The organism is Amycolatopsis jejuensis (genome assembly GCF_000717335.1).
GTDB classification, from domain to species: domain Bacteria; phylum Actinomycetota; class Actinomycetes; order Mycobacteriales; family Pseudonocardiaceae; genus Amycolatopsis; species Amycolatopsis jejuensis.
Window position 1 is genome coordinate 214,839 of sequence record NZ_JNYZ01000012.1, and the last position, 17,817, is coordinate 232,655.

A 17,817-nucleotide genomic window follows, 5' to 3' on the forward strand; every position below is an offset into this window, starting at 1 on the left:
GCTCTCCCCGGAGGACCGGTCAGGCGGTCAGTCCGGGGAGGTGGTCGGCAGGGCGGCGTCCCTGCCCGCGCCGGCGACCTCACGGTCGCGGCTCACGCCGATGAGCTTGAGCTGAGTGACGGTCGTCCCGTCCGCGGCAACGGCGAACGGCTGCCGCAAGCCACCGGACCCGTCATGCCCCGGGCCGGCAGTCGAAGCAGGCGCAACGGGCGCGGGCGGTGCCGTCGGCAGGCCGCCGCCACCCCCGCTGCCACCCCCGGCCTGCGTCCACTCGACGGGCGCTTTCGCGGGCTGCGGAGCCGGACGGTCCGGGATCGGCAGGTACTCGACGACCACATGCGGTGTCCCGACCGTCTCGACCCTCGGCGCGCTCACCTTGACCGGCACGCCCGCGACCGGCGCAACGTTGGCAGGCGCATGGGTGGGCGCCGGCGCGGTGACTTCGCCGCTGGCCGTGTCGTCGGAGAAGACCGGCCCGAGCACGTCCCCGACCGGCGGCAGAACGGCCCCGGTGGGCACGTTGCTGATCACGGTGTCGACGGAGGTGAGCGTGGAATCGAGCGTGCCGCCGACGATCCCGAGGAGCCCGCCGATCAGCCCACCTCGGGAGGGAGCGTCGGTTTCCCCGGTGGACGAGCCGAGCAGCCCGCCGAGGATGGGCAGGGTGACGGCTTGCCCGGTCCCGCTGGGGTGGCCGGTGTTTTCGCCCGGCTGCGGGGTGGTGGGTTCGGTGGTGGTGGTTTTGTCCGGCTGTGTGGAGGTGCTGGCGGGCTCGGTGGTGGCGGTGGTTTTGCCGGGCTGCGGGGTGGTGGGTTCCGTGGCGGCGGTGGTTTTGCCGGGCTGCGTGGAGGGGCTGGTGGGCTGAGTGGTGGCGCCGGGGTTGGGTTGGGCGGTTCCGCTGGGCTGTGCGGTGTTGCCCGCGCTGGGTTCGGTGGTCTCGCCCGGCTGCGCGGTGCTTGCGTCGGGTTTCGTGGCTTCGCCCGGCTGCTCGGTATTGCCTGCGCCAGGTTCGACAGTTCCGTCCGGCTGGGTGGTGCTGGTTGCGCCGTCAACGGGTCGGGTGGCAGCGCCCGGAACCGCCGCATCGAGAGTCGAACCCGTTTTGCCCGGCTGCGACACCCCCACGGTGCTCTCGTGGCCCGTCAGGTCAGGGTGTGCTGCGCGATCCACGGCGGTGACCCGGTACCTGTCGCCGTCGTTCGAGCCGGGGAGGCTCCAGGTGAGGGTGCCGGAGTTGGTTGTCTCGGCTTGGGGTTCGACGTGGCCGGTTCCGTCGCGTGCGGTGTCGGCGCGTTCGTCCGTGGCCGCGTTCGCCTGTGACAGCACGGCGCCGAGTAGCCATCCGGCGACCGTCAGACCACCGGCCAGCGCAATCCGAGCCGCCGGGCGCGCAATCGGCGCCGCCCATGGTCGTGGTCGGCGCCCTGCATTCCATCCGGCCGCCCGAGAGCGTGCCGCCATCCCGCCCAGCATGGAGGACGCCGGGCTGCGTTCGCTGTTTCCTGCGACCGAGGAAGGTGTGCCACCAACCGCAGAGCCAGGTTCGGCTGCCCAAGTCGTCGCCCCACGCTCAACTGCGCGAACTGCGGTGCTGCCGTCAACCGCGCCAAACTCGGCAGATCCAGCCGCTGTCCCCTGTGGATCGTTGCCCGAAGCGGCGTCGTGGACGGTCGCCATGCCGGTCACGCCACCACCACCGTCCGCGCCTGAAGCTCGTGCGGTGCACCGCACGAGACTGATCTTGCTGGGGCTCTCTTCCGGCCAGGTCGCAGGTCCCCCGGGGCTGCCCTCTTTCTAGCACCGGTCGCGAGTGTTTCATCTCTCCCGCGCTCGATCCACCCCGTAAGGCGGAACGTCGTTACCGGCTCTGGTGTCCGCTCGGCCGAAGTCGATCACCCAGCGTGGTACCGGCGGGGTCCGATACGGCCATCCGGGCACCCGCGGCCCAGCCCCGATCCCATGGCTGACCTCCCGTTTTCCCGACCGGACCACTCTGCGTACCCTCGTCCGGCGGGGTCCCGGGTACGGCGTCAGACGAGTTTTCGCAGCCGGTCCACGGCCTCGTCGATGACTTCGTTCCGCTTGCAGAACGCGAACCTCAGCAAGTGTTTCCACTCGTCCGGGTGATCCGTGAACACCTTGACGGGGACTGCGGCGACTCCGGCGCGTTCCGGAAGGGTCCACGCGAGTTCGGCGGCGTCGGTGAAGCCGAGCGGGCGCACATCGGCCGTCACGAAGTATGTCCCGGCACTCTGTCGTACGGCGAATCCCGCGTCCGCAAGGCCGGTCGACAACCGATCCCGCTTGTCCTGCAGGCTGGCGCGGAGGTTTTCGACCCACTCCAGCTCGTTGTCCAGTGCATAGGCGACCGCCGGCTGCAGCGGACCGCCCGACACGAACGTGATGAACTGCTTGGCCGCTTTCACCGCGCTGACCAGCTCCGGCGTCGAGCAGACCCAGCCGATTTTCCAGCCGGTGCAGTTGAACGTCTTGCCCGCGCTCGAAATCGAGACCGTCCGTTCCCGCATTCCGGGAAATGTCGCGAGCGGGAGGTGCTCCGCGCCGTCGAAGACGAGGTGCTCGTACACCTCGTCGGTGATCGCGATGAGGTCGTGCTCGACGCACAGCCGCGCGACCTCCGTCAGCTGCGCACGCGAAAACACCGTCCCCGTGGGGTTGTGCGGCGAATTCAGCAGCACCGCGCGTGTCTGAGGGGTGATTGCGTCGCGGAAGGCGTCGAGGTCGAGTTCGAGGCGTCCGTCGGCGGTCTCGACGAGCCCGATTACGCGCCGCTGCGCGCCGGCCATGGCGACCGCCGCCGCGTACGAGTCGTAATACGGCTCGACCACGATGACCTCGTCGCCGGTTTCGGTCAACGCGATCAGCGCGGCGGTGATCGCCTCCGTCGCACCCGCGGTGACCAGGATCTCGGTGTCCGGGTCATACGCCGTGCCGTAGCGCTGCCGGTGCCGGCTGATCGCGGCGCGCAGCTCCGGGCGGCCCGGGCCAGGCGGGTACTGGTTGTCGCCGCCGAACAGGGAGTTCTTCGCCGCTTCGAGCATGCCGGCGGGTCCGTCGGTGTCGGGGAAGCCCTGGCCGAGGTTCACCGCGTCGTGCCGGACGGCGAGCGCGGTCATCTCCGCGAAGACCGTCGAGGTGAACGGGCGGAGGCGGGGGACGAGAGCTGGTTCACGCACGACCACGCATCCTCACGGACAATGGCGTCGTGGAGCAACTCACCCCTGCGAAGGTCACGCCCGCGGATCCGCCCGGCGGTACGGCCGGCGACGAGGCCAAACGGGCCGGCCTGCGCAAGATGAAGCTGGTCGCGCTGTCCTTCCTGGTCGGCGCGACGGTCGTCTTCCTTCTCACGAGCTGGGCGGAGTCGGCAGGCTGGCCCGGCTGGGTCGGGTACGTGCGGGCCGCGGCCGAAGCAGGCATGGTCGGCGCGCTCGCGGACTGGTTCGCCGTCACCGCGCTGTTCCGGCATCCGCTCGGCCTGCGGATTCCGCACACGGCGATCATCCCGAACAAGAAAAACCAGCTCGGGAACAGCCTCGGCGACTTCGTCGGGTCGAACTTCCTCTCCGCCGACGTCATCCGCGACAAGCTGAACCGCGTCGGCATCGCCCGGCGGCTCGGCGGCTGGCTGGCGCAGCGGGAGAACGCGGAACGGGTGACGTCGGAGCTGGCGACGGTCGTGCGCGGTGCGGTCACCGTGCTCCGCGACGAGGACGTGCAGGCGATCATGGAACAAGCCGTGGTCAAGCGCGTGATCGACCGGCCGTGGGGCCCACCGCTCGGCAAGATCCTGGCGGGCGTTTTCGAGGACGGCGCGCACCACAAGCTCGTGGACCTGATGTGCGACCGCGCGTACGAGTGGGTCCGCGACAACCACCAGACGATGCTGCGCGTGGTGTCCGACCGCGCGCCGACCTGGTCGCCGAAGTTCGTGGACGAAATGCTGGCGGACAAGGTGTACGGCGAGGTCCTGACGTTTGCGTGGGCGGTCAAGACCGACGTCAACCACCCGATGCGGTTGGCGCTCGACAAGTTCCTCGGCGAGTTCGCGCAGGACCTGCAGACGGACCCGAAGACGATGGAACGCGCCGAGCAGGTCAAGGGCCAGATCGTGCACCACGAAGAGGTGCAGAAGCTGATCAGCAACGCGTGGGCGACGGCGAAGGAGATGCTGCTCAACGCCGCGGAAGACCCGTCGAGCGAACTGCGCCGCCGCGTGCGCGCGGGCCTCGAATCGCTGGGGACGCGGCTGGTGGAGGACCCGTCGATGACCACGAAGGTCGACGGCTGGGTCGAGAGCGCGGCGGTCTACCTGGTGAGCAACTACTCGCGCGAGATCACGACGATCATCACGGACACGGTCGAACGGTGGGACGCGGAGGAGACGTCGCGGAAGATCGAACTGCAGGTCGGCCGGGATCTGCAGTTCATCCGCATCAACGGCACGGTGGTGGGCGCACTGGCCGGGCTGGTGATCTACGCGGTGGCGCAGCTGCTCTTCTGACCTTGCGGTTCGGACGAGGGTGGGTTGGCGGATTCGGTGCCGGGGTGGGTTGTGTGGCCCTGGGGTGGCTGATTGGGCGGGCCGGGTCGGCTGGGCGGCGGGTTGCGTGGGCGGCCCTGCGGTGGCCGGGGCGGCGGGTTGCGTGGGCAGGTTGCTTGCGGTGGCTGGGTTGCCAGGTGAGTGGGCTGCCTCGCCGGGGGTGGCTGGTCGGGGTGGGTCCGCGGGCAAGCGGGCTGCCGGGTGTTGCGGGCCGCCGGGTGCCTCGGTTGCCTGGCCGACGGATGGCTGGTCAGAGGACGAATTCCCGCCCCGCTGCCGGGTACGGGGGGTGGTCGTCCGGATGCGCCGCGTCCTATACCACAGCCGCGCCCCGGCTAAACCAGTTGTCCACAGGAAGCTGAGTTATCCCCCGGGTTATCCACAGGAATTCACGGTGTTGGCCTAATCACTGTCCACAACCTGTGGGGATCCCGGCCATCTGCGCGCGTACATGTGGGTCCTGGGGACAGGTTGTCCACAGGGGGTCAGTTGTGGACAGCTGCCGTTCGGGCTCGCCAGGAGCGGGCCTTCTCGCGGTTGCCGCATACGCGCATCGAGCACCACGTGCGGGAGCGGTTGCGGGATTCGTCGTAGAAGGTCCACAGGCAGTCGTCCGCGGGGCAGATCTTCACCCGGACCCAGTCGCCGCGGATGGACAGTCTTGTGGTGGCGGCGAGGACTGCGGTGACGGCGTCGGGGGTGAGCAGGGTCGGGCCGGTGTCGGTGAGTGCGAAGCGGAGCGGCACGTCCAGCGAGGTCGCGGGCAGCCGCGGATCGCCCACCGCGGCGCGCAGGCTGTCTCGCGCGGCGCGGGCTTCGGCCGGGTCGTTCGGCGTTACGCCGTGGTCCGCGGCCCAGTGGCGCCAGAGCTCCGGATCGTCCAGCAGGTCGTCGCCCCGTTCGATGTCGACGGTGTTGAGAAAGGCGACCACCAGGGAAGCGTCGGTGTGCACTGCACCAGTGTACGGGCGATACCGGTTGCGACCTGGCCTGCTAACCCGCATACTCCCATCACTGGTTACGTGATCGAAGGGAGACCGCGAAAATGGGTGCAATTCCGACGTTCGGCAGCGTCGCGATCGACTGCCCAGACCCGGCGGCGCTCGCCGGTTTCTACCGGTCCGTCCTCGACCTTGCCGAACCCGAGATCGCTCCCGACGGGCACTGGGCCACCCTCCGCATCCCGGCCGGTGGCCGGCTCGAGTTCCAGCGGGTACCCGGTTATCGCGCGCCCGAATGGCCGTCGCAGGATGTGCCGCAGCAGGCGCACCTCGACCTCGACGTCACCGATCTCGAAGCCGCTCACCAGCGCGTTCTCGACCTGGGTGCGAAGCTGCTCGACGATTCGCCGGACACGTTCCGCGTGTACGCCGACCCGGCCGGGCACCCGTTCTGTCTGTGCGCTTGCTGACACGTCAGCGCGGATCCGCGTAGTCTCGGTCGCGTGATTTGTCCGAAGTGTCAGAACGTGATGCGCACGGTCGACAAGAACGGTGTCCACATCGAGCAGTGCGACGGCTGCCGCGGCATCTTCCTCGACCGCGGCGAGCTGGAGCGGATCGTCGGCGCGGAAAATGCCTACTACGGGCAGCAACCGCCACCGTACGGCGGATCCGCAACGCACCAGGGCCGTCCCGACTCTCCCCGGCCGTACCGGGGCGGATATTCGGACTCGCCGCGGCCGTACCGCGGTGGCCATGCGGATTCGCCCCGCCCGTACCGCGGCGGGTACGGCGATTCGCCGCGTCCCTACGGCGGGCACGGGGGACACGGTGGGCATGGGGGACACCGCAAGCGCAGCTTCCTCGAAAACCTCTTCGACTGAGTTGTCCACCTTGCCGGTCGCGCTCGACCTGCGGATCTGCCCGTCCTGTGGAGATCGCGCAAGTTGTCCACAGGCAGCTGGGGACAACTTGCGGTGTGTGGAGTGCGGACATCGGTGGCCGTTCCGGCGGCTGCCGTTGTTCGCGCTGACCGGGCCGAGCGCGGCGGGCAAGTCGACGGTCGGCCCGAAGCTGGCGCAGCAGCTGGCGGGAGAGGCCGTCGTACTCGAGCAGGACGTGCTGTGGACCGGCGCGCTGCGTGACGACGAGCCAGGGCACCCGGCGTTTCGCGCTGCCTGGCTGCGGATGGCCGCGATGCTGCACCAGAACGGCCGTCCGGTGGTGTTGTGCGGGACGGTCGCGCCGCAGGAGCTGGAACCGTTGCCGGAGCGCGTGTTCTTCTCGGACGTGCATTACCTCGCCCTCGTCGCCGACGGCGAAACCCTCGGCCGACGGCTCCGCGCCCGCCCCGCGTGGCGCGAGTGGGACGAGCCGCGGATCGCGGAAATGCTGGAGTTCAACCGGTGGCTCCGGGGGCAGGTCGAGTGCATCGACACGACGGAGGCCGCGGTGGACGACGTCGTGGCGGCGGTCGCGCGGTGGGTTCGGGCCGGGATCGGAGAGACGCCCGAATCCGGCCCGGGAACCAGCTGAGCGGGGCCGACCTCGGCCGGACCGGAAACGGGGACCGGAAACCGCGAGCCAGACCGGAAACGCCGATCTGGACCGGGGGAGCGCCGAGCCGGACCCGCCGAGCAGGGCGGAAACGCCGAGCCGACCCGGAAACGGCGACCAGGACCGGGAACGCCGCGCCGACCTCGAACCGCCGACCAGGACCGGAAACGCCGCGCCGACCTCGAACCGCCGACCAGGACCAGAACCGCCGCGCCGGACCAGAACCGCCGACCAGGACCAGAACCGCCGCGCCGGACCAGAACCGCCGACCAGGACCGGGAACGCTGAGCCGACCCGGAAACACCGACCAGGACCGGAAACGCTGCATCGGCAACCGCGCCACCCGAGCCACTCCGCAGTTCCCCTAAGAGCACAACCCCGTCCGCCAAGCCCAAGCGGCTATTGCCACCCGGTTTCGCACCCCCAGCTTCCGCTGCACGTTCGCCAGGTGCGTCTTGACCGTTGCCTGTGTCACGTACAGGTCCGTCGCGATCTCGCTGTTCGTCCGGCCTTGCGCCATCCGGCGCACCACGTCGATCTCCCGGTCGGTCAGCGGCTCGGTCGGCGCTGTCTCCGGGGTGGTTGCGTCCGAACGATCCAGCGCGAAGCGTGACAACAGCCGGGTGGTGACCGTCGGTGCGATCAGTGTCGCGCCTGCCGCTGCCGCGCGTACCGCTTCGACGAGCAGCGCGGGTGACATGTCCTTCAGCAGGAACCCGCAGGACCCGTTGCGCAGCGCCCGGTACACGTACTCGTCCAGATCGAACGTCGTCGCGATCAGGACGTTGAGCGGGTTCGGCACGCCAGGGCCGGCGAGCAGGCGGGTTACCTCAAGCCCGTCGAGCTTGGGCATCCTGATGTCGAGCAGGCACACCTCCGGGCGGAGACGGCGGGCTTCGTCGACCGCGGCGCGGCCGTCCCCGACCGAGGCGACGACCTCCATGTCCGGCTGGGAGTCCAGGATCATCCGGAACGCCGAGCGCATCATCTCCTGGTCGTCGGCGATCAGTACGCGGATGCTCATGGCCGATCATGATGGCAGGGCCGGCGTCAGCGGCAGGACCGCGGTCACCCGCCAGCCGCCGTCGACCGGCCCCGCGCTCAGGGTGCCGCCTGCGGCCTCGACGCGTTCGCCGAGGCCCACCAAGCCGAAACCGCCGCCGGAGGTGTCCGATGTGGACACTCCGTCGTCGGTCACCGCGATCTCCATGCGCTCGCCGGGAAGCGTGCGGGCGCGTACCTCGACTGCCGTGGCGCCGCCCGCGTGGCGCAGGACGTTGGTGAGCGATTCCTGGACGACGTGGTGTGCCGCGTCGAGCACGTGCAGGGCCAGCCGGGTCGTGGCGAGGTCGCCGTCGAGGTGGGTGGTGACCGGCGGGCCCGCGAACTGCCCGGCCGGTTCCGCGATCGTCTCGCCCAGCGTCGCGCGGGCCGGTGCCGGTTCGTCGTTGCGCAGCACCACGATCATCCCCCGCATCGACGCGAGTGCCTGCGAGCCTGCCTTTTCGATCCCGGCCAGCATCTCGTCCAGCGCTTCGGTGCTCGGCCGCTGACCGGCCATCGAGGTGAAGCGGACCGCCTGGGTCTGCGCGACGATCGCGGTCACGTGGTGGGCGACGAAGTCGTGCAGATCGCGGGCGTAGGCGAGGCGCTGCGCCTGCTTGGCGAGTTCGCCGGCGTCGATGCGGCGCTGGTCGTGCAGGCGCAGGTACATCCCGAGCAGGATCACCAGCGGCATGCCGAAGCCGAGGACCATCACCATGTCGTCGAGCATCGGGCGCCCCAGCGTGAAGCAGCGCGTCGGCAGGGCCACGACCGCGACAAACAGCAGCGGCACCACCAGCACCGAGCGCCTCGGCCGCAGCTCGATGACCGACCTCGCGGACAGCCAGGCCAATGCGACCAGTTCCACCGCGCCGAACGTGTTGTCCAGACCATTTGGCAGTGCCTGGACCAGCAGCGTGAACACGATCGAGACGACGGCCACTCCGGCGACCATCGACGTGCGCACCGCGGGCATCGCCAGCACTGCCAGCGAAAGCAGGCCGCAGATCAGCAGACCGGCCCCGGTCGCCACGGTTTCCGCGCTCAGGCTCTCGAACACCACGATCCCCGCGGCCAGCACGCCGAGGACGACCAGTAGGCGTGGCACCCATGACGTTCTTCCGATCATCGCCAGCATGACTGTCACGTTAGGACAGTTCTCCCGCGCCGGTCCTCATCCCTTCGGCGGAGCGGACGCCGAACCACTCGTCAATTCGGTTGAACCGCTCACCCTGCCTCCCGCGCGAGCATGGCGATCATGAACGAACGAACGGTGGCCGAGGTGGCAGAGCTCGGCAAGGTCTACGGTGAGGGCGATGCCGCCGTGGTCGCGCTGACCGGGGTGACTGCCGGCTTCCGGCGCGGCGAGTTCACCGCGATCATGGGCCCGTCGGGCTCGGGCAAGTCGACCTTTCTGCACTGCCTCGCCGGGCTCGACAAGCCCACCTCGGGGAAGGCGAGCATCGCGGGGGTCGACCTCGGCTCGCTGGACGACGAGAAGCTCACGCGCGTGCGCCGCGAGAAGATCGGTTTCGTCTTCCAGTCCTTCAACCTGCTGCCGACGCTGAGCGCGTGGGAGAACATCATCCTGCCGTTGTCGCTCTCCGGCCGGAAGCCCGACCAGGCCTGGGCAGGCCAGGTCATCACGGCGACGGGTCTGCGCGACCGGCTCGGGCACCGGCCCGCGCAGCTCTCCGGCGGCCAGCAGCAGCGCGTCGCGTGTGCGCGGGCGCTGATCACCCGGCCGGAGATCGTCGCCGCGGACGAACCCACCGGGAACCTCGACTCCCGCTCCGGCGGGCAGATCCTCGGCCTGCTGCAGCGGTGCGCCCGGGAATGGCGGCAGACCGTGCTCATGGTGACGCACGACCCGATCGCTGCCGGTTACGCCGACCGGGTCCTCTTCCTTGCCGACGGCAGGCTGGTCGACGAGATGCGGCAGCCGACGCCCGGCCGGGTGCTGGACCGCATGCGCCGGTTCGAGCCGCAGGCGGTGCGCTGATGTTCCGGCAGGCCTTCCGGTCGATCGTCGCGCACCGGGCGCGGGTACTGCTGCCCACGCTCGGGGTGGTGCTCGGCGTCGCGTTCGTCGTCGGGTCGCTGCTCTACGGCGCCGCGGTCCGGACCTCGGTGGAGCGCGCCCAAGCCCGCGCACAGTCCGACGTCGCGGTCAATGTGCAGCCTTCTCATCTGGACACCCCGCTCGGCGACGACGTCGTCCGGCAGCTCCGCGCGGTCCCGGGGGTCGCGCAGGTCCGGCCGATCGCCGACGGGCGTGCCTTTCTCGTCGGCAAGGACGGGGCGATCGTCGGACGGCCCGAGCGGGCCGGCGGCGTCAGCTACGACCCCGGCCGCTACCCGCTGCGCTCCGGGCAGGCACCCGTCGGCCAGTACCAGGTCGCGCTCGACGAGTTCACTGCCCAGCGCGCGGGTTACCAGGTCGGCGACCAGGTGCGGGTGATCGTCAACGGCGTCGTCCGCCAGGTGAAGCTCACCGGTGTCTTCGCCGCCGAAGACGCCCGGCTCGCCGGGGGCGGCGCGCTCGTCGCGTTCGACCTCAAGACCGCCAGCGCACAGTTCAGCCCGACGCCGGGCGGGTACACGGCGGTCGATCTCGTGGCCAAGCCCGGCGTCAGCCAGGATGCGGTCGCCACGAGCGTGCGCGCCACGCTGCCGGACACGTTCGACGCCCGGACGGGGGCCGCGCTCAACTCCGCTCCGGCCGATGACAAGCTCACCACTATCCTCCTGCTGTTCGCGGCCGTGGCACTGTTCGTCGCGGTTTTCCTGGTGGCGAACATGTTCACCATGCTCGCCGCGGCCCGCGCCAGGGAGAACGCGCTGCTCCGCGCGGTCGGCGCGACGCGGAGGTACGTGCTGCGGAGCGTGCTCGCCGAAGCCGCCGTGCTCGGGGTCGTCGCGACGGCGCTCGGCTACGCACTCGGGATCGGCGTGGCCCACTTGCTCAACCGCGGGTTCTCCGTGGTCAACGGGCCCGGTGTGCCGCTGCAGGTGTTCAGCGCCGGCGCGGTGGCCGCCGCATTAGGCGTCGGGGTCGGCGTGACCATGATCGCCGCGTACGTACCGGCACGGCGCGCGGCTGCCGTCCCACCGATCGCGGCGCTGCGGGCCGGGCTGGCGCCGACCGCGAAGTCGTTGCGCCGCCGGAACCTCATCGGGGTGCTGGTCTGCCTGCTCGGCGCGGTGACCACGGCGGCCGGGACCGAGACGCAGGATCTGCTTTACCTGGGCGCGCCATTGTTCGTGGTCGGCCTGATCGTGCTGACCCCCTGGCTGAGCCTCGGCTTGACCAAGCTGCTGCGCGGCCCGCTGACCAGGCTTTACGGGGTGCGCGGCACGCTGGCCGTGGAGAACATCCGCCGCAGCCCACGCCGGACTGCGGCCACCGCGGCGTCGCTGATGATCGGGCTGGCCGTCTGTGCTGCGGTCACCGTAGGGATCGCGTCCGTCGCTGCGAAGGACGCGAAGGACGTCAAGACCGGCGACAAGGCCGACGTCACTGTCACCGCGGTCGCCTTCGCGGATCTCAGCTCCGGCACCACTGCCGACATCGCGAAGGTACCCGGCGTGCGCGCGGTCAGTCCGCTCACGCCGGTGTCGATCAAGCTGGCGGAGCGCAAGTACCTCAACCTGACGGCCGTGGATCCGGGCAGTGTCAAGGAATTCCTGCGGCTGACGGTCACGGAGGGCTCACTCGACCGGCTGGCCGACGGCATCGCGGTCTCGACCGCGACGGCGCGGGAGTACGACCTCAAGGTCGGCTCCGAGGTGTCCGGGCCGATCCAGGTGCTGGGCGCGGCCGATCGGCCGGTGTCGGTGCCGGTCGTGGCGATCTACGACGCGCCGGAGTCCGCCGGGCTGAAGGCGCTGATCCCGGTGCAGCGCGTTCCGGAAGCGGCGTCTCCGCAGTCGATCCTGGTGAAAGCCGGGCCGGGACAGGATCCGGGTGCGCTGCGGAAGCAGATCCAGCAGGCGCTCGCGAACCCCGTGCTGACGGTGCAGACCAAGGCCGAGGCCGCCGAGGCGGCGAGCAGCCAGGCGGAATCCTTCCTCACCATCCTGTACGCGCTGCTCAGTGTGTCGGTGCTGATCGGCGCGCTCGGCGTGGTGAACACCATGACGATGTCCACTATGGAGCGGGTGCGTGAGATCGGGCTGCTGCGCGCGGTCGGACTCGGCCGACGGCAGGTCGGATCGGTGCTGCGGGGGGAATCGGTGATCACCTCGATGCTCGGCGCGGTGATCGGGCTGTTCGCCGGATGCGCCCTCGGCGCGGCGGGGGTACTCAGCATGAAGGGGCTTCCGCTGGTGATGCCGTGGGCGCAGCTGGGCATCTTCGTGCTGATGACCGTGGTGATCGGGATTCTGGCGGCACTGTGGCCCGCCCGGACGGCTGCCCGGATTCCGATCTTGACCGCGATCCACACTGACACCGAGTAGCCGATCAGGTCCCGCCCAATGGCCACCGCAGGCCGGTTTCCGGGTTGTCCAGCCATAAAGTCTGCTCGTCACCGCGGACCGTCAAGCCGAAGTGGGAGCGGTCCGGCCTGCCGAGCGAGTCCCAGCGGTGGTGGGCTTGCTCGGCCAGGTCCCACAGAGCTCGCGGGCCGCCCTGGGCCACCTCCACCCCCGAATCCGTGCGGCGGGTGCGGGCCCACGAGCCATCGGGATGGGACAGGGCGAACGTGCCGTCCGGTTCGATGCGGACCGGGTGGATGTCCGGCAGCTCCAGCGAAGCGAAGAACTCGAAGTGCCGCCGGGGTTTCAGGATTTCCGACATCGACAGCCCGGTCGGCCGCCAGTCCACATCGGACGGTTCGGGCAGGTGGGCCGGATGCGGTGGCAGGCGGTGGGCGCGCAGGGGCATGAAGCGGCCGTCGCGGGGCAGGATGCGGCCTTCGGCGGTGCCGTCCTCTCCTACGATCAGGCGGACCAGGCCGCCGCCCAGTGGACGGTTCAGCGTTGTCACCACGAGGCCGCCAGGTACCGTTTGGGCAAGCCAGGCAAGGGGAATCGTCGACACCGAGGCCGTGCACAGCACGCGGTCGAAGAGGATTCCGGTGGGGAAACCGAGCGCGCCGTCGCCGGTGGCGCAGGTGGGCGCGTACCCGCAGGTCGACAGCCGTTCGCGGGCGGCGGCGGTCAGCCCCGGGTCGATGTCCACTGTGGACACCGAACCGGAACCGCAGCGGTGGCACAGCAAACCCGCGTTATACCCGGTTCCGGTGCCGATCTCCAGTACCTGATCACCGTCGCGGACCTGCAGTTCCTCCAGCATGATCGCCATGATGGCGGGCATGCTCGACGAGCTGGTCGGCGTGCCGGGGACGCTCCCGGTGGCGCGGGCGAGCTCCCATCGCGACGGGTCGTCGTCGAGCTGGGTCACGAGGACGTCGCGCGAGTAGACGCGCTCCAGCCAGCCGGGGTCGCTGCGGTCGACTGCCGCCCACTGCCCGCCCGCGGGTACGAAGAACCGCGGCAGGAAGACGTGCCGGGGCACCGTCGCGAAGGCCTGCACCCAGGGTTGCTCGTGCAGGACGTCCTCCGCGACGAGCTGCCGGACCAGGCGCCGGCGCAGCCGCTGCGACCGCATCCCCCCACGGTAGCCCGCGTGAGCGGAACCACACCCGATGGTTGCAAGCAGGGTGCTTGCAATAGCTAGCAGGCAAGCGTACTCTCGAGTAGGTCGCGAGGAGGTGACCGGATGACAGAACCCGGCGGAGCACAGCGCCCCATGGAGAAGGTCGCGGACATCGCTTCCGACATCGGCGAGTACATCCGCCAGCAGCGCAGTTCGGCGAAGATTTCGTTGCGCCAGCTGTCGAAACTCGCCGGAGTGTCCAATCCGTACCTGAGCCAGATCGAGCGCGGGGTCCGCAAACCCAGCGCGGAGATCCTCCAGCAGATCGCCAAGGGCCTGCGCATTTCGGCCGAGGCGCTCTACGTGCAGGCGGGAATTCTCGACCTGCCCACGGGCGGCCCGGTCGGCGATGCGATCCGCGCCGACGCCGAGCTGACCGAGCGGCAGAAGCAGGTCCTGCTCGACGTCTACGAGTCCTTCCGGCGCGAGAACGCGGCCGGAACCCCCAAGACAGATACCCGAGACACCCGAGAGACCACTGAGGAGTCGGCATGACCACCCCCAAGACCGAGGACGTCCGCAAGGCCGTCAGCACCGCGCTCGACCAGGTCCGCACCCCGCTGCTCGCCGCGCTCGGCGCAGGCAACCTGGCGAGCCAGGCCGTGACCGACGCGGTCGCCAAGGCCCGCGCCAACGTCACCAAGAACACCGAGGCCGCCCGCAAGGGCTTCGAGGAGCTGCCGACCGACGTCGAGAGCCTCCGCGAGAAGCTCGACCCGGCCGAGCTGCGCAAGGCCATCGACGAGTACACCGAGGCCGCGCTCAAGCTGTACAACAAGCTGGCCGAGTCCGGCGAGCAGGCGTGGGACAAGATCGCCGCGCAGCCGCAGGTCAAGAAGGCCCTCGAACAGCTGGAGGACGCGCTGACCTCCGCGCAGGAGCGCGTGGACGGCCTGGCCGGCGAGACCCGCGAGCGCGTCGACGGCGTGCTGGCCAAGGTCACCAAGCGCACCCGTTCCGCCGGGGAGAAGGCCGCCCGCAAGGTGACCGAGGTGGCCGGCGAGGCGGCGGACGCGGTCGAGGAGATCGGCGAGAACGTCGCGCACGAGACCCGGTCGGTGGCCCGCAAGGCAGCCAACCGCACCGCGCCGAAGTCCCCGTCGACCACCCGCCGCACCACGACGGCGAACGCGAAGAAGCCGGCTGCGCCGAAGGCGGAGAAGTAAGGAAGCTGGCTGCGCTGAAGGCGGAGAAGTAAGGAAGTCGGCTGTGCTGAAGGCGGAGAAGTAAGACAGTCGTGGTTGGCCCTGGGCGAAGGACGTCAACTCGCCGCGGTGGGTGGTCGGTTCGCCCCGGGCTTCGCCCGATAAGGCAGCTCCGCGGCCTGCGGGTGGTTCGCACTGGACGATGAACCCCCAGGCCGCCGCGGTGGGCAGGCTTCGCCCAGGGAAGTGAAGGCCACCCCGCTGGCGGGGTGCACGGCGGCCGGTTCGCGCCGGTTTCGCCGAAGGCGGCAAGTGAAGACCGAGGGGTCGCACGGCGGCCGGGTAGCTCAGGCTCCCGGTCGCCGTGCGCTGTGTTGTGCGGGGTGGGCCGCGCGCTGTGTCGTGCCGGGGTGAGCCGTGCGCTGTGCCGTGCGAGGGCGAGCCGCGCGCTGCGTCGTGCCGGGTGAGCTGTGCGCGGTGTCATGCCGAGGTGAGCTGTGCGCTGTGCCGTGCGAGGGCGAGCTGTGCGCTGCGTCATGCCGGGGTGACCGGAGTCACCCTGGTGCGTTGCGTCAGCGGCCTGACCAGCCCGCCGGACGCGGCAGGGGTGGTCCGGGGGTTCGGGCGTCGTGGGCGGTTTGCCGTAAGCTGGATTCGTGCTGGTTGCCGATTGGATCCTCAGGGTCATCCACTGGGGCAGCGCCTTGGTCGGGCTCTTCGCCTTCGTTCACGCGCTGCTGCAGCGGGCCGACGCGTACTCGGCTGCCGACCGCAAGACCAAACCCATCTGGATGTTGATCACCGGTGGGTCCACGCTCGCGCTGGTGCTCTTCGAGATCGGCGGGCCCGGGTTCATCTTCTGGGTGCCGGCGATGGCGGCGGCGCTCGTGTACATCGTCGACGTGCGGCCGCGGCTCATCGAGGTCCAGCGCGGGCACCGCAACTGGTGACCGCTGCCGCGGGCGGATTACATTCGGCCGGGTGACCACCTGGACCATTGCCGGAAGCCTCACCGTCGTTCCCGCAGCCACCCGCACTGACCTGCTCGCCGAACCCGTCGCGAAAGCGCTTGCCGCGCTGGACGGCGTTGGCGTCGCCGAAATCGATCCCGAACTTGCCGACACCGCCGCGTTCTGCGAGGCGTACGGCTCGCCGCTCGGTGCGTCGGCGAACTGTGTCGTCGTCGCCGGGAAGCGGGCCGGCGAGGTGCGGTTTGCCGCCGCGCTCGTGCTTGCCACCACCCGCGCGGATGTCAATGGCGTGATCAAACGCCGCCTCGACGTGCGTAAGGCGTCGTTCGCCCCGATGGACGAGGCGGTTGCGCTCACCGGCATGGAGTACGGCGGCATCACCCCCGTCGGGTTGCCTGCGGACTGGCCGATCCTGATCGACCAGGCGGTCGCCGATTCGCCGGAGCTGGTGGTCGGCAGCGGGATCCGCGGGAGCAAACTGCTGATCTCCGGCGCCACGCTTGCCGGGCTGCCGAATGCCGAGGTCATCGACGGCCTCGCGCGCTGACTGTCCATAGTGGACACGCCGGACCTGCTCCGCGACGGCCCGATCGAACTCGCTCCCGAGCTGCTCGCCCGGGTGCGCCGGCAGCGGGTCGCGATGCTGGCCGCGCTGGAAAACGGCGAACCCGTCTACGGCGTCAACACCGGGATGGGCCGTCTCGCGGGGGTCCGGCTCACTCCGCAGCAGCAGGCCGAGCACCAGCGCAACCTCCTGGTCGGCCGGGCGGTCGGCGGGCCGCCGTGGCTCTCGGCGGAGTTGACGCGGGCGTTGCTGCTCATACGGTTGCGCGGCTTCCTCCGCGGTGACGCCGCGGTGAGCGCCGAGCTGGTCACGTTCCTCGCCGACCGGCTCAACGACGGCTTCCGCCCGGCCGTGCCGCGCGACAGTCTCGGCAGCGCAGGCGAGATCATCCCGCTGGCGCATGCGTTCCAGACCTTCACCGGGATCGGGTCCGTGCTCGAAGACGGCGTGCTGACCGACGCCGCCGACGCGCTGGCTCGTCGCGGCGCCCAGCCGTACGTGCTCGGGCCGAAGGAAGGCGCGAGCCTGATTCAGGGGTCGCCACTGGCCGAGGCGTACGCGTGGGTATGCGGAAATCTGGTACGTCGGCTGGTGTCCTGGCAAATGATGTGTGCGGCCATTGTCGTCGACGTTCTCGGTGCGCCGCAAGCGATTTACCGCGACCCGAAGTTCCGCGACCTCATCGCGGGCGCCACCGAGCGGCCGGTCGTGCAGGCGCCAATCTCGGTGCGCGTCGGTCCGGAGGTGCTCGCGTTCGTCGACCGGACCCGGACGGATTTGGCGCACACCCTGCAGGAATCGTGGGACACGCCGAGTGACTCACCGTCCTTTCTCGACGGCAGCTTCGTCCCCACCACCGGCTACCACGCCGCCGCGCTCGGCCTCCGGATGGACGCGGTGAAGGCCGCGCTGGTGCACGCGGCGGAGGTCTCCGTCCAGCGCCTGCACCGGCTCCTCGACCCGCAGTTCAGCGGCCTGCCGCCGCAGCTCGCCGTCGACCCGGGTCCGCAGGCCGGGCTGACCCCGCTGCACAAACGTGCGGCCGGGGAACTGCACGCGATGCGCCGCCTGGCCGCGCCGGCGACGCTCGGCTCACTCGACACGTCCGGCGGCCAGGAGGACGTGCAAGCGTTTGCGACCGCGGCAGGTGCCGACCTCGAAACCGCGATCGGGCACTTCTTCGTGATCACCGCGTGCGAGCTGATCGCCGGACGGCAGGCGCGTTACCTGGCAAAGGGCCCAGGTGCGCCGAACCTGGCCGAAACCTATGCCTGGCTGGCGGAGCAAATACCCCCGATGGCGGTAGACCGCGCGCTGGGTCCGGAAGTGGACCGGCTCGCCGCGCATTGCCGGGCCTCGGGGTAATCA

The 17,817-nt window shown here is 70.3% G+C and carries 17 protein-coding genes; 11 read left to right on the plus strand and 6 right to left on the minus strand.

Annotated features, from left to right (window positions below):
* Positions 1-27 precede the first annotated feature (27 nt).
* Positions 28-1,461 carry a hypothetical protein gene (locus tag OO71_RS47520; RefSeq protein WP_156096382.1) on the minus strand — a complete coding sequence of 478 codons (1,434 nt, stop codon included), beginning with the start codon at positions 1,459-1,461 and terminating at the stop codon, positions 28-30.
* Positions 1,462-2,030: 569 nt separating this feature from the next.
* Positions 2,031-3,197: a pyridoxal phosphate-dependent aminotransferase gene (locus OO71_RS18455; protein WP_033291300.1), complete on the minus strand. Its 1,167-nt coding sequence runs from the start codon at positions 3,195-3,197 to the stop codon at positions 2,031-2,033.
* Positions 3,198-3,226: 29 nt separating this feature from the next.
* On the opposite strand from OO71_RS18455, the gene OO71_RS18460 reads away from it, so the two are divergent.
* A complete protein-coding gene (locus tag OO71_RS18460) occupies positions 3,227-4,525 on the plus strand; it encodes a DUF445 domain-containing protein (protein ID WP_033291033.1) in 1,299 nt (432 codons plus the stop codon).
* Positions 4,526-5,049: 524 nt separating this feature from the next.
* Here the strand turns inward: OO71_RS18460 and OO71_RS18465 are convergent.
* Positions 5,050-5,517, minus strand: a complete 468-nt coding sequence (locus OO71_RS18465; RefSeq protein ID WP_033291034.1) for a CGNR zinc finger domain-containing protein — start codon at positions 5,515-5,517, stop codon at positions 5,050-5,052.
* A 92-nt stretch (positions 5,518-5,609) separates the two neighbouring features.
* On the opposite strand from OO71_RS18465, the gene OO71_RS18470 reads away from it, so the two are divergent.
* The 3 genes from OO71_RS18470 to OO71_RS18480 are packed head-to-tail and all read left to right on the plus strand — an operon-like array spanning position 5,610 to position 7,041.
* Positions 5,610-5,975, plus strand: coding sequence for a VOC family protein (locus tag OO71_RS18470; protein WP_033291035.1), 366 nt, complete (start codon positions 5,610-5,612; stop codon positions 5,973-5,975).
* 33 nt (positions 5,976-6,008) lie between these two features.
* Entirely contained in the window at positions 6,009-6,389 is a 381-nt protein-coding gene (locus OO71_RS18475; RefSeq protein WP_084145025.1) for a TFIIB-type zinc ribbon-containing protein, read from the plus strand.
* Positions 6,390-6,399: 10 nt separating this feature from the next.
* Complete coding sequence (locus OO71_RS18480; protein WP_033291301.1) at positions 6,400-7,041, plus strand: P-loop nucleotide/nucleoside kinase family protein; 642 nt, start codon at positions 6,400-6,402, stop codon at positions 7,039-7,041.
* A gap of 385 nt (positions 7,042-7,426) precedes the next feature.
* Here OO71_RS18480 and OO71_RS18485 read toward each other — a convergent pair whose 3' ends face one another.
* Entirely contained in the window at positions 7,427-8,086 is a 660-nt protein-coding gene (locus tag OO71_RS18485) for a response regulator transcription factor (protein ID WP_033291037.1), read from the minus strand.
* A gap of 6 nt (positions 8,087-8,092) precedes the next feature.
* On the minus strand, positions 8,093-9,244 hold the full coding sequence (locus OO71_RS18490) for a sensor histidine kinase (protein WP_033291038.1): 1,152 nt from the start codon (positions 9,242-9,244) through the stop codon (positions 8,093-8,095).
* Positions 9,245-9,364: 120 nt separating this feature from the next.
* On the opposite strand from OO71_RS18490, the gene OO71_RS18495 reads away from it, so the two are divergent.
* Positions 9,365-10,108 carry an ABC transporter ATP-binding protein gene (locus OO71_RS18495; RefSeq protein WP_033291302.1) on the plus strand — a complete coding sequence of 248 codons (744 nt, stop codon included), beginning with the start codon at positions 9,365-9,367 and terminating at the stop codon, positions 10,106-10,108.
* A complete protein-coding gene (locus tag OO71_RS18500) occupies positions 10,108-12,567 on the plus strand; it encodes an ABC transporter permease (protein ID WP_033291039.1) in 2,460 nt (819 codons plus the stop codon). The genes OO71_RS18495 and OO71_RS18500 overlap by 1 nt, the downstream gene beginning before the upstream one ends.
* Positions 12,568-12,571: 4 nt before the next feature.
* Here the strand turns inward: OO71_RS18500 and OO71_RS18505 are convergent, their stop codons facing one another.
* The gene (locus OO71_RS18505) at positions 12,572-13,720 is read right to left on the minus strand and encodes a methyltransferase domain-containing protein (RefSeq protein ID WP_033291040.1); all 1,149 of its coding nucleotides are present in this window, start codon (positions 13,718-13,720) and stop codon (positions 12,572-12,574) included.
* Positions 13,721-13,861: 141 nt separating this feature from the next.
* Here OO71_RS18505 and OO71_RS18510 point away from each other — a divergent pair, with 141 nt between their 5' ends.
* From OO71_RS18510 to OO71_RS18530, 5 genes are all read left to right on the plus strand, one after another.
* A complete protein-coding gene (locus OO71_RS18510) occupies positions 13,862-14,263 on the plus strand; it encodes a helix-turn-helix domain-containing protein (protein ID WP_033291041.1) in 402 nt (133 codons plus the stop codon).
* Positions 14,260-14,934 (plus strand): hypothetical protein, encoded by a 675-nt coding sequence (locus OO71_RS18515; RefSeq protein ID WP_033291042.1) that lies wholly within the window; start codon positions 14,260-14,262, stop codon positions 14,932-14,934. The genes OO71_RS18510 and OO71_RS18515 overlap by 4 nt, the downstream gene beginning before the upstream one ends.
* A 635-nt stretch (positions 14,935-15,569) precedes the next feature.
* The gene (locus OO71_RS18520; RefSeq protein WP_033291043.1) at positions 15,570-15,863 is read left to right on the plus strand and encodes a DUF2516 family protein; all 294 of its coding nucleotides are present in this window, start codon (positions 15,570-15,572) and stop codon (positions 15,861-15,863) included.
* A gap of 31 nt (positions 15,864-15,894) precedes the next feature.
* Positions 15,895-16,431 (plus strand): YbaK/EbsC family protein, encoded by a 537-nt coding sequence (locus tag OO71_RS18525; RefSeq protein WP_033291044.1) that lies wholly within the window; start codon positions 15,895-15,897, stop codon positions 16,429-16,431.
* A gap of 9 nt (positions 16,432-16,440) precedes the next feature.
* Positions 16,441-17,814, plus strand: a complete 1,374-nt coding sequence (locus OO71_RS18530) for an aromatic amino acid lyase (RefSeq protein ID WP_033291045.1) — start codon at positions 16,441-16,443, stop codon at positions 17,812-17,814.
* Positions 17,815-17,817 lie beyond the last annotated feature (3 nt).